Below are 15,537 nucleotides of genomic sequence, written 5' to 3'. Positions count from 1 at the left end.
CGGTCCCGAGATGCCCGAAGGGGAGCTGACCCTCCAGGAGCCGCCCACGCTGCCGGAGACGGTGCCGGACACGTCGGCCGTGTGGACGTATCTGCCGATGGCGATGATGTCGGTCTCGATGATGCTGGTGTTCATCCGGCCCGGCGGCACCAGCAGCGTCTTCAGCTACCTCGCGCTCGGCATGATGGTGCTGGCCTCGGGCGCCATGATGGTCGGCCAGGTGATGCGCAAGAGCGGCGAGCGCAAGCAGCGGCTGCACGGCGAACGCCGGGACTACCTGCGGTACTTGACCCAGACCCGCGCCAAGGTCCAGCGGGCCGTCATCGAGCAGCAGCAGGCCCTCGCGTGGCGGCACCCGGCACCGGTCGCGCTGCGCTCCCTGGTGCGCACCACCCGGCTGTGGGAACGACGGCCCAAGGACGACGACTTCGGCGAGGTCCGTATCGCGGTCGGCGAGCAGCAGCTGTCGATGCGGCTCAGCCCGCTGTCCACCAAGCCGGTCGACGACCTGGAACCGCTGTCCGCACACGCGCTGCGCCGTTTCGTCCGCGCCTACAGCACGGTCCCCGACCAGCCGATCGGCCTGTATCTCCGTTCCTGGTCAAGGGTGTTGCTGCGGGGCGACGAGGAGGCCGTACGGTCCCTCGTGCGAGCCGCGCTGTGCCAGCTCGCGGTGTTCCACGCACCCGAGGACCTGTGGATCGCGCTGTGCGTCTCCGACGAGCGCCGCGGGCAGTGGGAGTGGGCCAAGTGGCTGCCGCACACCCTGCACCCGCAGGAGCGCGACGGCGCCGGGCCCGCCCGGATGGTGGCGTCCACGTTCACCGACCTGGAGGACCTGCTGGGCGCGGAGTTCACCGAGCGGGCCACCTTCGACCCCGACGAACTCCCGGGCCGTGACGAGCCGTTCACCGTGATCGTGGTGGACGGCGTGACGGTCCCGGCCGGACACCGGCTGGACGGCCCCGGGGCCCGCAACACCGTCGTCCTCGACCTGTCCGGGGCACTGAGCTGGCGCCCGGGACGGACCACGCTGCGCCTCGACGTACGGCCCGGCTCGGTCAGGCTGGTGCGCACCGACCGCAGCCGCAAGGAGCAGTCCACCCCGCTCGGCCGGCCGGACGCGCTCGGACAGGCCGGGGCCGAGGCGCTGGCCCGGCTGCTGGCGCCGTACCGGATGAGCCTGAGCGCGGACGCGGCCGAACCCCTCGCCAGCGACGTGCAGTTGACCACCCTGCTAGGCATCCCCGACCTGTACCGGCACGACCCGGCGACCCTGTGGCGGCGCGCCACCGGGGCCGCACGGCTGCGGGTGCCGGTCGCCGTGGGCGCCGACGGACGGCCCGTCGAACTGGACATCAAGGAGTCCGCGCAGGGCGGGATGGGCCCGCACGGCATGCTCATCGGCGCCACCGGCTCCGGCAAGAGCGAGCTGCTGCGGACCCTGGTGCTCGGACTGGCCCTCACCAACTCCTCCGAGACCCTCAACTTCGTGCTCGTCGACTTCAAGGGCGGCGCCACTTTCCTCGGCCTGGACGGGCTGCCCCACACCTCGGCCGTCATCACCAACCTCGCCGACGAGGTCGCCCTCGTCGAGCGCATGCAGGACGCCCTGCACGGCGAACTCATCCGCCGCCAGGAGCTGTTGCGGGCCGCGGGGAACTACAGCTCCGCCCTGGAGTACGAGAAGGCACGCGCGGCCGGAACCCCTCTCGAACCGCTCCCCAGCCTGTTCGTCGTCGTCGACGAGTTCAGCGAACTGCTCGCCGCGCACCGGGAGTTCATGGACCTGTTCGTGATGATCGGACGGCTCGGACGCTCGCTCGGGGTGCATCTGCTGCTGGCCTCGCAGCGTCTCGACGAGGGGCGCATGCACGCGCTGGAGAGCCACCTGTCGTACCGCATCGGCCTGCGGACCTTCTCCGCCATGGAGAGCCGGGGCGTGCTCGGGGTGCCGGACGCCTACCAGCTGCCCTCGCAGCCCGGCGCCGGGTTCCTCAAGAGCGGGGTGGAGGCGCTGACCCGGTTCCGGGCGGCCTATGTCTCCGGCGCCTACCGCACGCGCCGCGGAGGGGTCGCCCAGGCCAGGGTGGCCAGCCAGATCGTGCCGTGGACGGCGGGCTGGGTGGTGCCGAGGGCCGTCGCACCGGCCGCGCCCGTCGTCACCCCGGACGAGGAGCCCGCGGACACGCTGCTCTCCGTCGCCCTGGACCGGCTGCGGGACTCCGGGCCACCGGCCCACGAGGTGTGGCTGCCGCCGCTGGGGGCGCCGTCCACGCTGGACGAACTCCTGCCTGGCATCGCCGAGGACCCCGAGCGCGGGCTGAGCGCCACCGGCTGGCCCGGCGCCGGACGCCTCCGCGTCCCCGTCGGACTCGTCGACAAGCCCTTCGAGCAGCGGCGGGACCCGCTGGTGGTGGACCTGTCCGGGGCCGGCGGGCACGTGGCCGTCGCGGGCGGCTCGCAGAGCGGCAAGTCGACGGTGGTGCGCACCCTGATCACCGCGCTCGCCCTCACCCACACCCCGCGCGAAGTCCAGTTCTACTGCCTGGACTTCGGCGGCGGCTCGCTGGCCGCGCTCGCCGGTCTGCCGCATGTTGCGGGGGTCGCCAGTCGGCTCGACAGCGAACGGATCAGCCGGACCGTGGCCGAGGTGAACACCCTGCTCGCCGACCGCGAGCGGTTCTTCCTCGACCACGGCATCGACTCCATGGCCGCCTACCGACGGCGGCGCGCGGAGGGCGAGTTCGCCGACCAGCCGCACGGGGACGTCTTCCTCGTCGTCGACGGCTGGTCCACGGTCCGCCAGGACCACGACACGCACGTGGCCACCTTCAACCAGATCGCCGCGCGCGGCCTCAACTACGGCGTGCATCTCGTGGTCACCACCGCCCGCTGGGTGGAACTGTCCGCGCAGATCCGCGACCAGGCCGCCACCCGGCTCGAACTGCGGCTCGGCGACACGATGGACTCCGTCGTGGACATCCGCAAAGCGGCCTCCGTGCCGCGGACCGGCGGGCGGGGCCTGACGTCGGACGGCAAGCTGCACTTCCTCGCGGCGCTGCCGAGGATCGACGGCGGCCCGGACACGGACACCCTCGCGGAAGGGGTCGCCGACCTGGTGGAACGGATCGCCGGCGCCTGGACCGGCCCCGGAGCGCCGCCCGTACGGATGCTCCCGCACCGCTTGCCCCTGTCCGCCCTCCCCTCCCCGGAACTCGCCGACGGCCTGCGCATCCCGCTGGGCCTCGACGAGGAGAAGCTCGCCCCGGTGTGGCACGACTTCTCGCGCACGCCGCACCTCGTCGCCGTCGGCGACACCGAGAGCGGCAAGACCAACCTGCTGCGGCTGGTCGCGCAGGCGGTGACCTCCCGGTACACGGCCGCGGAGGCCCGGGTGCTGGTCGTGGACTACCGGCGCGAGCTGGTGGACGCGGTGCCGCCGGAGTACCAGCTCGGGCACGCGGTGTCCGTGGACTCCCTGAAGGAGCTGGTGGCGGGGTCGGCGCGGGCGCTGAAGACCCGGGCGCCGGGGCCGGACATCACCCCGGCGCGGATGCGGCTGGCCGACTGGTGGAAGGGGCCGAGGCTGTTCGTGCTGGTCGACGACTACGACATGATCGGCGGCAGCAACGCCTTCGACCACCCCTTCGCCCCGCTCTTCGACCACCTCGCCCTGGGCCACGAGGTCGGCCTGCACGTGGTGGCGGTCCGCTCGGCCACGGGCGCCGGGCGCGGCCTCAACGACCAGCTCCTGCGGCGCCTGGACGAGGTGAACACCCCGGGTCTGCTGCTGTCGTGCCCCCCGTCGGAGGGCTACGTCTTCGGCAACATCAAGCCCCGGAACCTGCCGGCGGGGCGGGCGCTGAGCATCGTCCGCCGGAAGGCGACACTGATTCAGACGGGGTGGGCGGGGACGGAGGACTGACAGGGTGACGGTGGGGGCTTTCAGGGGCGGGCCGCGGTGAGGGCTTTCAGGGGCGCGGGGAACGGCGCGCTCAGCCCTCACCGGCCCGCGGCCGATGCCCTGCGGAGGCGGTGGGGTTCTTCAGGTCCGGGCCGCGGTGAGGGCTTTTAGGGGCGCGGGGAACTGCGCGACCAGCCCCCCACCGGCCCGCAGCCGACACGCAACCCAGCCCCAACTCCCCGCTCGTCACCCCGCCCGCCTCCGGAGCCGGAAGACCGCCCCCACCCACGCGACCCCCAACCCCACCGCAGCCCCCGCCGAAACGACGACCAACGCACGGCGGCCCGCGAGCGTCGCCGACGAGTGCGTGTCCACGCGGACGGCACCATCCGCCGCAGCGCCCGAGGAGCGCGCCGTGTCCCCGTCCCGTACGGAGGACACCGCAGCGTACGGATCCAGCCGCGGCACGTCGGACGGGTACGCCGTCCCCGTGAGCCGCGCAGCCGTCTCCGCGGCCGTCAGGTCGGGATGCGCGGACCGCACCAGCGCCGCCGTACCGGCGACGTACGCCGCCGCGAGCGACGCACCGGAACCGATGTAGTGGCCCTTCCCGGAGGGACCGATGCCCACGACACCGTCGCCGGGAGCCGAGAGGTCGGCCCGCAGGGGACTGGGGGCGTTCGCCGGCCGGGAGCCCTTCGCGTCGAGGTCCAGGACGGACAGGACCCCGGGATCCGAGCCGGGCCAGTAGTCCCGGGGCGGCGGGGGCGACGCGGTGGCCGGCCCGGTCGGATCGGGAGCCGCGGCCGCGATCAGCAGCGCGTCCCGCTTCGCCGCGTACGCCACCGCGGCCGTCAGCTCCGCCGAGCCCTGCGCCAGCGCGGGGGAGACGACGATGATCTCGGCGCCCGCCTGCGCGGCCGAGCGGATCCCGGAGGCCAGCGAGGCGGGCGTGGCCGCCCCCCGGGCGTCCGTCCCGCGCACGGCGAGGACGCGGGCCCCGCTCGCGACCCCGGCGAATCGGGCCTGCCGGGAGGGCGCGGCCGCGATCAGGCCCGCCACGAAGGTCCCGTGTCCCACGCAGTCGCCGTCCGCCGCACCCACCGACGTCACGCGGCCCGCCAGCGCGGGTGCCTGCGCGGCGACCCCGGTGTCCACGACCGCGACCGTCACCCCGGCACCGCCCGCCCTGCCACCCGCCGTCCGCCACACCCGCGCGAGCCCCAGCGACCGCTGCTCCCACGGCACGGCCTCGGCCACCGCTGACGACCCCGCCGTACAGGAGGCTCCGGCAGCCAGCGCGGAGGGGATCACCGGAAGGTTCACCCCACCGTCGGCGAGGGGAGCCGCCGCGGCCGGTCCGCCCAGCGCCGTCAGGGCCAGGGCCACGGTCAACGCGCCTACTGCACGGCTCACTTGACCTCCCCGCCCGGCACATCCGAAGGCACCAGCAGCCGCAGATCGTCGAAGCCCGGCGCGGCCATCGCGGTGATCCGGCCCGCCTGGCGGGTCATCATCGTCTCCAGGACCTGCCGGGCCAGGCGCGCGTTGCCGAACGAGCGGTCGCGGGGCAGGGCGTCGAAGTGCGTGCGCAGGGCCGTGCCCGTGCCCGGCCCGCACACGTAGCCGTTCGTCTCCGCGTGCCGGCGGACAATGGTGACCAGCTCGTCGGTGGAGTAGTCGGTGAACTCCACGCGGCGCGAGAAACGGGACGACAGGCCCGGGTTGGAGGCCAGGAAGCCGGCCATCTCCTCCGTGTAGCCGGCGACGATGACGACCACCTCGTCCCGGTGGTCCTCCATCAGCTTCAGCAGGGTGTCCACCGCCTCCCTGCCGAAGTCCGAGGATCCCGACGGGCCCGGCGGGGTGAGGGTGTACGCCTCGTCGACGAACAGCACACCACCCAGGGCCCGTTCGAAGACCTCGCGGGTCAACTGGGCGGTGTGGCCCACATAGCGGCCCACCAGGTCGGCGCGGGCCACCTCGACCAGCTGGCCGCGGGGCAACACACCCAGGGAGACGAGGAGTTCGCCGTAGAGGCGGGCGACCGTGGTCTTGCCGGTGCCGGGCGGGCCCGTGAAGACCAGGTGGTGGCTGATGCGGGGGGCCGGGAGACCGGCGGCCTCGCGACGGCGGGCGGTGGCCAGGAGGTTGACCAGGTCCGTGACGTCCCGCTTGACACCTGCCAGGCCGGTCATCTCGCCCAGCCGGGTCAGCGGATCGCCGCCCGCGGGACCCTCGTCGCTCACGGCGGCGGCCGCGTCCTCGCCCACGTCCTGCGGGACGAAGAGCGCCAGGTCCCGCTGTCCGATCTCCGCCTGGGAGGCGAGCCGGGTCGCCTGGCGGTCCACCATCTCCTCGAAGAGCTGACGGGCCGCGCGGCCGTTGCCGAAGGTCGCGTCGCGCGGCATCCGCTCGAAGCGGACGGCCAGGGCCTTGCGGGTGTCGTCCGCCAGCTCGTACTGGTGACGGGCGCACATCGACTCCATGATGGCGACCAGCTCAGGGACGGAGTAGTTCGAGAACTCCACCGTGCGCGAGAAACGGGACGCGAGACCCGGGTTGGAGGCCAGGAAGCCGGTCATCTCCTCGCTGTAGCCGGCCACCACCACGACCATGTCCTCGCGGTGGTCCTCCATCAGCTTCAGCAGGGTGTCCACGGCCTCCCGGCCGAAGTCGGCACCGCTGCCGCGGCTGTCGGAGACCAGCGTGTACGCCTCGTCGATGAACAGGACACCGCCCAGGGCCCTGTTGAAGGTCTCCGTGGTCTTGATGGCCGTCCCGCCGACGATCTGCGCCACGAGGTCCGCGCGCGACACCTCGACCAGGTGGCCGGAGCGCAGCACGCCCAACTCGGTGAGGATCGCGCCGTAGAGACGGGCGACGGTGGTCTTGCCGGTGCCGGGCGGGCCCGCGAAGACCAGGTGGCGGCTCATCGGCGGCACCGGCATCCCCATGCTCGCCCGGCGCTGCGCGAGCCGGGTGAGGTTGACCAGCGTGCGGACCTGCTGCTTGACGTCCTCCAGGCCGATGAGAGCCTCCAACTCGCCCAGCGCGCCGCCCCCTTGCTCCCCTTCCGCGCCCGGGGAGGAGGCCGCGGCGCCCGCCGGGTCCGTGCCCTCCGCGTCGCCCAGCCCCCAGGCGTCCCGGCGGCCGTTGTCCGCACTGGTCAGCCCCTCCACGGCGAGCCGGTCACCGGGGCGGACCTGCACCAGGCCGCCACCGGTGTTCTCCCGGGCCGTGCAGTTGACCAGGGAGACCGGCGCGTCGGTGTCCACGCGGAAGCCGTCGCCCTCGCTGCGCAGCGACTCGCAGGAAGTGAAGGCGCCGCGCCCGCCGTCCTCCACGACCACACCGTGGCCGCCCGCGCCGGTCACCCGCAGTCTGCTGGCGGTGAGTTCGCCGCCCTTCTCCACCAGGACCCCGGGGTGTGCGCTGCCGCGGTCGCCGCGGATCTCGCAGTCCCGGAGGGTGACGCTGCCGTCCGGCCCGACCGACAGACCGGGTCCGCCCGCCACGTCGACGCTGCCGCCGCCGACGTACAGGTTGCCGTCGTCCTCCACCCGGACGCCCGCCCCGCCGGGACGTTCGACCACGCAGTCCTCCAACCGGCCGCGCCCGTCGGCCGAGACCTCCACGCCGTGGCCGCCGGGGGCCGTGACGAGCGCCCGCCGCAGCAGCGGGTTGGCCCCGGTCCGCACGGAGATGCCGACGCCGCCCGCATCGACCACCTCCAGCCGGTCCAGTTCGGCCACCGACTCCTCCTCCAGGAGCACACCGGCCGCCGAACTCCCCTGCACGGAAAGGCCGATGAGCACCGGCGAGGACGACCCGCCGACCCGCAGCGCCGGTGCCTGCGCCGCCTCCAGACGGCAGTCCTCGATGGTCCCGCGCGACCGCTCCAGTACGGCCATGCCGTGGCCCTCGGTCCGGGTCGTACGGCAGCGCCGCAGCCACGGATCGGTGCCGCCGGACAGCACGATCCCGGGGCCGGTGGTGCCGGTGACCGTCACGTCCTCCAGCGTGGTGCGGGCCGCGCTGCTCAGGTGGACGCCGGTGCTGGTGTCGTGCACGGCGGTGCGCACGACCCGGGTGGTGCAGTGGTCCTCCAGGGCGATCGCGGGCTTGTCGGTGGAGGAGATGTCGCAGTCCTCGACCGAGCCGCGCGCCTCGCCGTTCGCGAGGACGCCGTTGCCGCGCGCGTCGCGGACCGTGCAGCCGCGCAGGGTGACGCGGCCGCGTTCGCCGATCACCGCGCCCGAGGTGCCCAGGTGCTCCACCGTGCACGACTCGACCGAACTGTCCACCGGGGAGGTGACGACCAGGCCCGCGCCCTGCGGGTTGGTGACCCGGCAGTCGCGCATGGCGAGCGAGCCGGTGCCCCGGGCGAGCAGCGCGGTCCAGCCCGCGCCGGTCACGTCGCAGCCCTCCAGGGCGAGTTGGCCGCGCGCCACGTCGACCACCGGCAACTCCTCGTCCCGGCCGGTCAGGACGAGATCGGTGAGCATCACGGCGTCCGCCTTCAGGACCACCGCGCTGCCCCGCCGGGGTGCGATCTCCACGCTGCCGCGGGCCTGTTCGGCCACGATCGTCACCCGGGTGCCGATCACCAGGCCCTCCTGGTAACGGCCCGGACGGACACTGATCACGGCTCCGCCGCGCGCCCGCTCCAGTGCCTCGCCGATGGTCCGGAAGGAGTCCGCGGGGGAGTCCGGGGCGCCTTCCTGGCAGACGGTCAGTAGCTGGCGTGGCACGCCGGAGCCTCCAGTGAAGTGTGAGTGCCGTAGGGGGAGCCGGTCAGCGCAGGGCGGCCGGGGTGGCCGCGCCGAGCGAGGTGAGGGCGTGGCGCAGGGCCCGCAGGGCGTGGCTGCTGCGGGACTTGACCGTGCCCTGCGGGAGGTTCAGTTCGGCCGCGGTCTCCTCGATGCTGCGGTCGAGGCAGTAGCGGTGCACCAGCACCTCCCGGTGAGGGCGGTCGAGTTCGGCCAGCGCCCGGGTCAACACCTGTGACGTCAGGGTGCGTTCGCTGCAGTCGGAGACGACCTCGCGGTCCAGGGCGGTGGGGATGAGGTCCGCGGGACGGGCCCGGCGGCTGCGGTGGGCGTCGATGGCCAGCCGCCGTACGACGGTGAAGAGCCACGGACGGGTCAGTCCCGGTGTCGAGGTGAGCCGGTCGGCGTGGCGCCAGGCCCGGAGCACGGCCTCCTGGACGATGTCCTCGGCCCCGTGCACGTCCCCCAGGGTCAGTCCCTGGGCGAACTGGAGCAGGGCGGTGCCGTGCGTCTGGTAGATCACACGCGCGAAGGCCTGGCCCCCGTCCGGGCATTCTCTGTTCTCCTGCTGCTCGTTCGCGCTCACGCACCGATCGTCGGGGCCGCCGATCGGCAACCGATCGATTCCCGATTGCCGTTCGATGGTCGTCCACGGCCCTGTGCGCGCCGCCGGCCCCATCTCTCACTACGGAGCAGAGCCGCGTGGGGTTCTCGCCCCGGAAGGGAATCCGGCCCGCCGAGCCGAAAGGTAACGGTAAGGTAACGGTGATGGGGGAGGCGGAACCCGCGGCCCCACGGCCCCCGTAGTGCGGGTGAGCGTCCCGTCCGCCGGCACGAGGAGGTGCACCGATGCGGCGACCCTCACCCGCTCCGCGCCGCCCGGTCCCCGTCCGGCGTCAGCGCGGCCAGCTTCTCGCGCAGCGCTCCGGCGTCCGGATGCCCGAGCCGCTCCAGGATCCGCACCCCCTCCGCCAGCAGGGCGCGGGCCTGGTCCGGCTGCCCCAGACCCAGCCGGGAGTCGGCGAGCGAGGCCAGCGTGTGCGCCTCCGCCCAGGGGACGCCGCCCACGTGCCGGAAACGCGCCAGCGCCTCCTCGAACGCGGCGACGGCCTCGTCGTGGGCACCGAGATGGTGCCGGGCGTGCCCGATGCTGTTGAGGACGTGCCCGAGCGTGTAGTCGTCGTCGCGGGCACGGGCCAGCTCCAGCGCGGCGGCGCAGAACTCCAGCGCCTCGCGGTGCCGGCCCAGCAACGAGTGGTACCAGCCCAGCCCGTTGAGGATCCAGGACCGCAACCTGCCGTCGCCGTCCGGCCCGAGCAGCTCCAGGGCCTGCCGGTGGTGGTCGAGGGCACCCTCCAGATCGCCCTGCACCTCCAGGACGACGCTCAGCTGACGATGGCTCTCGGTCAGCGCCGGGACGTCGCCCACCTTCGCGAACAGCTCGATGGCCCGCTCGATGTGCGCCCGCGCGTCGCCGGTGCGCTTCGCGTACGACTCGGCCTGGGCCAGCCCCCGGTGGATGTGCGCGAGGGCGGTCGGGTCGCCGAGCCGGTCTGCGGACTCCAGCGCGGTGCGCAGGGTGACACCCAGCTCGTGCCACAGCCCCTGCCGGCCGAAGTGGTGCTCCACGCACCACGCCAGCTGCCAGGCGTGGACGTCGAAGCCGTGCGCCGAGGCCTCCCTCAACACCGCTACCAGCACGGCCCGTTCGGTGCCGAACCAGGCCATGGCCCGCTGCGGGGTGGTGTGCGACTCGCTGTGCACCCCCGGGGACGGTTCGGCCAGGACGATCCGGTCCCGGGTGAGGTCCATGACCCGGGCGGCGGCGTAGGCGCTGTGCAGATAGTGGTCGGCCATGCGACGTCGGGCGGCCCTGATCTCGTCGGCGCCGTCCGTCCCGGCGGAGAGCTCGGCGGCGTAGGCGCGCAGCAGGTCGTGCCAGGCGTAGCGGCCGGGCGCCGGCTCGTCCACGAGATGGGCGTGCACCAGTTCGCCCAGCAGACTCCGCGTGGCGGCCGTGCCGAGACCGGCCAGACTCGCGGCGGCGGGCAGCGAGACGTCAGGGCCGGGGTGCAGCACCAGCAGCCGGAAGAGCCGGGCCGCGGCGGGCGAGAGCGCGTGGTACGACCAGGACAGCACGGCCCGTACGTCGGCCGCCTGGTCGGCGTCCGTGAACGCGTCGAGACTGCCGTGTCCTTCGGCGAGTTCGTCCGCGAGCGCGGCGAGCGGGAAGGCGGTGCGGTCGGCCGCGCGGGCCGCCGCGACCGCCAGGGCCAGCGGCAGCCGCGCGCACAGCTCGACGATCTCGCGCACCGCCTCCGGTTCGGCGGCCACCCGCCCGGCGCCCAGGCGGCGCAGCAGCAGATCGCGGCCCTCGCGCGCGGTCAGCACGTCCAGGCGCAGCGGGCGGGCGCCGTCCACGGCCACCAGGCCGCCCAGCCGGTTCCGGCTGGTGACGATGACCAGGCACCCCGGCGCGCCGGGCAGCAGGGGCCGTATCTGACCGGCGTCCCGGGCGTTGTCCAGCAGGATCAGCACCCGGCGCCCGGTCAGCACGGTCCGCAGCCGCGCCGCCAACGCGTCCTGGTCCTCGGGGAGTTCACGCGGCGGGACGCCGAGCGCCTCCAGCAGGGTGCGCAGCGCCTGCGCGGGCGGCACGGGGGCGCCCACGGGGTCGAATCCGCGCAGGTTGAGGTAGAGCTGCCCGTCCGGGAAGCGGGGGGCGATCCGACGGGCCCAGTGGATGGCGAACGCGGTCTTGCCGACCCCCGCGGTACCGCCGATCACGACGGTCCCGGAGGGCGCGTCGCCCTCCGGGACCAGCGCGGAGGCCAGGCCGAGCTGAGCCTCCCGCCCGACGAAACCGGGCAGGTCGGAGGGGAGTTGGGCGGGGACGGGGCGGGAGGGCCCGTGCGGGGACGGCTGTCGCGGGGTCGCGGACGGGGCGGGCGCCACCGCGTCTGGGGCCACGGTGTACGAGGGCGCCGCGTCCGGGGCCAGCGCGTCCGACGGGACCGCGTCCGACGCCACCGCGTCCGGGGCCCCCACATTCGGGGTCACCACATTCGGGGTCACCGCGTCCGGTGTCGCACGGTGCCTGTTCGCGGTTGCCGGACCCCCGGCGCCCGGTACGGCGAGCAGGTCGCCGTCCCCGCGCAGGATCCGCTCGTAGAGGCGTTGCAGGGCGGGTGCCGGGTCGACGCCCAGCTCCTCCGCGAGCAGCGTCCGGGCCTCGGCGTACGTCTCCAGTGCCGCGGACTGCCGACCGCACCGGTAGAGCGCCAGCATCAGCATCTCGCGGAACCGCTCGTCCAGCGGATGCCCGGCGACCAGTACGGCCAACTCGGTGACGACTTGGGCGTGTTCACCCAGGTCGAGCCGTATCGCCAGCAGGGACTCCAGGGCGGACAGCCGGAGCGCCTCCAGTTGCTCGCGCCGGACCTGCGCGAACTCCCCGCGCACCCCGGACAGCGCGGGACCCCGCCACAGCGCGAGCGCGTCCCGCAGGTGTACGGCGGCCCCGTGCAAGTCCCCTTCACGCCTGGCCGGTTCGGCCCGGGCGGTCAGCTCCCGGAAGGCGGCGAGATCGAGGTCGCCGGGGAGCGAGCGCACGACATAGGCGTCCCCCACGGACCGGATCAGCGCGGCGTCCTCACCGAGGGCCCGCCGCAACCGGTGCACGTACGTCCGCACCGACCCCACCGCGGAGGCCGGTGGAGCGGCGCCCCACAACGCGTCGACCAACCGGTCCACCGGAACCCGGCCCCCCTCGGCCAGCAGCAGCACGGCCAGCACCGCCCGCTGCCGCGGCGGCCCGAGGTCCACCTCGCCCGCGCCGCGCCACGCGCCGACCGGCCCCAGCACCGCGAACCGAACCTGCTCCCGCACCTCAGAACTCTCCCCCGCCGACACAGACCCCCCGGCACGGACTCTTCACATCCCACTTGGAAGGGACTTGGAGCGGGCTTGGACGCGGTGCGCTGCCGCTGACCGCTTCCCGTGTTACGGCATCCGGGTGCTGTTCCGGTCGTAGAGTCACATCAACGGCTGACGGGTTGTCATACGGTCATGACGATCGACGTTCTGCACCAGCACCCCATGCCGTCCCACCCGCGCCGCAGCGACGGCAGAGCACCTCTGCCCGGGCCCGGCGAGCGCGCCCGGTTGCGCCGAGCGTGGCAGCTCACCCACGAACAGGTCGCCGCGGCGTTCGGGGTGACCGCGGTGACGGTGCGCTCCTGGGAGAGCGGCCGCACCACCCCCACCGGTCTGCGGCGGGCCGCCTATGCCGCGTTCCTGAGCGGCCTGGCTCAGGGACTGGCCCCGGCCGGCGCGGATTCCGAAGCACCCCGAGCCGCCGTGAGCGCTCCGCGCCGAGCGGCACGGCGTCGCCGCTGCGACCCTCCGGCGGAGGCCTCCCGGCCCGGCCCCCGGCCCCCGGCCGAGGACGCCCGCACGTGTCCGGAGCCCCGGCCCAGTGCCCCGGCGGCGTCCGTGGCGCCTGCGGAGGCGCCGTCGCGGACCCCCGTCCCGTCCGCCTTCCCGGTGGGGGCGGGCCCTGATCCGGTCACCCCCGCACGCCGCCGCGGATTCCGGCTGCTGGCGGCCGCGTCGGGAGCCTGGACCCTCTTCCTGCACCTCATGATCACGTCTCCGCCGCCGCACTTGTGACGCCCAGCTCGAGCCCGCTCGGCGATGTCCGGGACCCCAACGCCTGTGCCAGACAACGGCGGGCGCGGAAGACATGGGCGCGGACGTCCTCCCGGCTCATGCCGACAACCTCCGTGATGAACTCGACGGAGTGTCCGTCCAGTTCCCGCAGAATCCAGCAGACGCGCTGCTCCGCCGTGAGCAGGTCGAGGGCCCCACGCAGTCGCCGGACCGCGTCCGGGCCCTCGGCGATCCGGGCCGGGGCCGCGAGTCTGCGGGCTCGCAGCGCGTTCAGGCAGTGGTCGGTCGCGATCCGGCGGATCCACGTGCCGAAGGAGGAGTACCCCTGGAACTCGGGCAGCTCGGGCAGCAGTCGCCAGGCGTCGAGGAAGGCGTCCCGCACGACGTCCTCGGCCTCGGTGCGAGAGCCGAGCAGCCGGGTGGCGATCTCGACGAGCGACGCTGCGTGCCGGCGCACCATTCCGGCGAAGGCGTCCTCGTCCCCCTCCGCCGCACGGGCCGCCGCGAGGGCGTCATCCGCGGCACGCTCCGCGGTCAGCGGCGGGGCGTCGTGGCGAGCGCCGGGCACGGGGCGGCTCCGCGCGTACGGTCCTGGTGGTCTCGGCCCCTGCGGCGGCATGTAGGTCACGCACGGCTTCGGGAGCCGGGCGGTGAACGGATGCTCGGCGCCACGATCGACCGGCTCGCGGTCAGGCACAGCTTTCCCGGCCGTCGGCTTGCCGGCCGGAAAAATCTTCGACCGGGACCCATCCGCGCGGGCGGCGGCACCGGATTACCGGTGAGGGATACAGGAGCGGTGTCCTGGGCCGTCGTCCGTTCGTTTCTGGGACGCACCGTCGGACGACGGCCACCTCCCGCCCCGGCAGTCGCCGTGCGAAGAGGCCGTGCTCACTCCACGATCGCCATCCCTTGATCCGTCGAGTTCAACCGCCGCCCCCCCGTCCTCCGTGCACGTCACGATGTCCTCGATCCGCACCCCGAACCGCCCCGGCAGATACACCCCGGGCTCGATCGAGAAGCACATGGCGGGGACCAGCGGGGTCTCCTCAGCCGGTGATCCCGTCCTCCTACGACCGCACCCCGAGGCCTACCGGCTTCAGCAGGTTCACCGCGCCTGACGAGGACCCAGTGAGCGCTCGTTGACCCGCGCCAAGTGCTCCATGAAGACCTCCCGCGTGTCCGGAGTCAGGGTGCGCAGTGCCACCAGCGCGGTGATCACCACGTCGCACAACTCGGCCTCGACGTCCTCCCAGGTGTGGGTGACGCCCTTGCGCGGGTTCTGGCCGACCACCCCGATGACGGCCTCGGCGACCTCCCCGACCTCCTCGGACAGCTTCAGCATCCGCAACAGCAGCCCCTCCCGCCCCCGCACCGGCTGGTCCGCCTCCAGCCAGGCCCACAGGGCGTCGACGGACTTCCAGAGATCCGGAGAGGGCATGCCGTGATCACTCATGTGGAGCAGCCTGTCACGGCGAGAGCTTCCGACGGGGCACTCGCCGTACAACGCCTCCTACTCCTCGAACAGCGCCTCCTGCGTGTCGTCGGAGCGTCCCTCCTTCTCCCGGAGCCGGCGGCCGCGCATGCCGACGACCGCCGCCGTGGCCAGGCCGGTCACCGCGAGGGCCGCCGGGACCATCCAGCCGCGGTTGACCGTGTGGCCGAGGGCGTGGTCGAGGGAGAGGCGGCCGGGGCCCGTCACCGCGAGGCCCGCCGCCGTGAGGCCGAGCGTGGCCGCGTACTCGTAGCCGCCGCCCGTGTTGAAGAAGCCGTTCGGCGCGTGCACGGCGGACGCGCCGGCCATCGCGCCGGCCGCCGCAGCACCCGCGGCCGGGGTCGCCAGGCCCAGCGCGAGCAGCGTGCCGCCGCCCGCCTCGGCCAGCCCGGCCGCCGTCGCGCTCGCCCGGCCCGGCGCGTACCCGACCGACTCCATGAACTGCCCGGTCCCCTCGATACCACCCCCGCCGAACCAGCCGAGCAGTTTCTGCGCGCCGTGAGCGGCCAGCACACCCCCGGTCCCCAGCCGGAGCAGCAGCAGACCCAGATCACTTCGGTCGTAAGCGGTCACGATGACTCCCAGCACGAGATGCGGAACGGGACCCCCCTCGCGTTTCCACCGTCGCACCGCTCACACCTGCCCGGAAGACCCGCGCGGCCGTTCGGGTGGCGGCCCCGCACCAGCGGTGTGAG

At 74.1% G+C, this 15,537-nt stretch carries 9 protein-coding genes and 1 pseudogene; 2 read left to right on the top strand and 8 right to left on the bottom strand.

The features are described from left to right. Positions 1–10 precede the first annotated feature (10 nt). A complete protein-coding gene (locus tag H295_RS0134825; RefSeq protein WP_043218514.1) occupies positions 11–3,928 on the top strand; it encodes a type VII secretion protein EccC in 3,918 nt (1,305 codons plus the stop codon). A gap of 225 nt (positions 3,929–4,153) precedes the next feature. Here H295_RS0134825 and H295_RS44070 read toward each other — a convergent pair whose 3' ends face one another. From H295_RS44070 to H295_RS0134805, 4 genes are all read right to left on the bottom strand, one after another. Beyond that, positions 4,154–5,323 carry a S8 family serine peptidase gene (locus H295_RS44070; protein ID WP_234021749.1) on the bottom strand — a complete coding sequence of 390 codons (1,170 nt, stop codon included), beginning with the start codon at positions 5,321–5,323 and terminating at the stop codon, positions 4,154–4,156. After that, positions 5,320–8,661 (bottom strand): right-handed parallel beta-helix repeat-containing protein, encoded by a 3,342-nt coding sequence (locus tag H295_RS0134815; RefSeq protein ID WP_020139984.1) that lies wholly within the window; start codon positions 8,659–8,661, stop codon positions 5,320–5,322. The genes H295_RS44070 and H295_RS0134815 overlap by 4 nt, the downstream gene beginning before the upstream one ends. Before the next feature lie 43 nt (positions 8,662–8,704). Continuing rightward, a complete protein-coding gene (locus tag H295_RS0134810; protein WP_028810021.1) occupies positions 8,705–9,265 on the bottom strand; it encodes a sigma-70 family RNA polymerase sigma factor in 561 nt (186 codons plus the stop codon). 275 nt (positions 9,266–9,540) lie between these two features. Further along, positions 9,541–12,567 carry an AfsR/SARP family transcriptional regulator gene (locus tag H295_RS0134805; RefSeq protein WP_020139982.1) on the bottom strand — a complete coding sequence of 1,009 codons (3,027 nt, stop codon included), beginning with the start codon at positions 12,565–12,567 and terminating at the stop codon, positions 9,541–9,543. A gap of 180 nt (positions 12,568–12,747) precedes the next feature. On the opposite strand from H295_RS0134805, the gene H295_RS0134800 reads away from it, so the two are divergent. Next, positions 12,748–13,350, top strand: a complete 603-nt coding sequence (locus H295_RS0134800; protein ID WP_020139981.1) for a helix-turn-helix domain-containing protein — start codon at positions 12,748–12,750, stop codon at positions 13,348–13,350. On the opposite strand, the gene H295_RS0134795 is transcribed toward H295_RS0134800, so the two are convergent. The 4 genes and pseudogenes from H295_RS0134795 to H295_RS0134785 form a co-directional block, all read right to left on the bottom strand. After that, a complete protein-coding gene (locus H295_RS0134795; RefSeq protein WP_020139980.1) occupies positions 13,325–13,918 on the bottom strand; it encodes an RNA polymerase sigma factor in 594 nt (197 codons plus the stop codon). The genes H295_RS0134800 and H295_RS0134795 overlap by 26 nt on opposite strands. A 320-nt stretch (positions 13,919–14,238) precedes the next feature. Next, positions 14,239–14,398: pseudogene (locus H295_RS48630) on the bottom strand (M24 family metallopeptidase); the annotation flags it as partial. Between the two features lie 57 nt (positions 14,399–14,455). Beyond that, on the bottom strand, positions 14,456–14,803 hold the full coding sequence (locus H295_RS0134790; RefSeq protein ID WP_028810020.1) for a MazG-like family protein: 348 nt from the start codon (positions 14,801–14,803) through the stop codon (positions 14,456–14,458). Positions 14,804–14,860: 57 nt separating this feature from the next. Then, positions 14,861–15,415 carry a DoxX family protein gene (locus tag H295_RS0134785; protein WP_028810019.1) on the bottom strand — a complete coding sequence of 185 codons (555 nt, stop codon included), beginning with the start codon at positions 15,413–15,415 and terminating at the stop codon, positions 14,861–14,863. Between the last annotated feature and the right edge of the window lie 122 nt (positions 15,416–15,537).

The organism is Streptomyces sp. 351MFTsu5.1 (assembly GCF_000383655.1).
In the GTDB taxonomy this organism is placed as follows: Bacteria; Actinomycetota; Actinomycetes; order Streptomycetales; family Streptomycetaceae; genus Streptomyces; species Streptomyces griseorubiginosus.
Note: the sequence above shows the minus strand (reverse complement) of the source record. Positions and strands in the feature narration are given on the sequence as shown.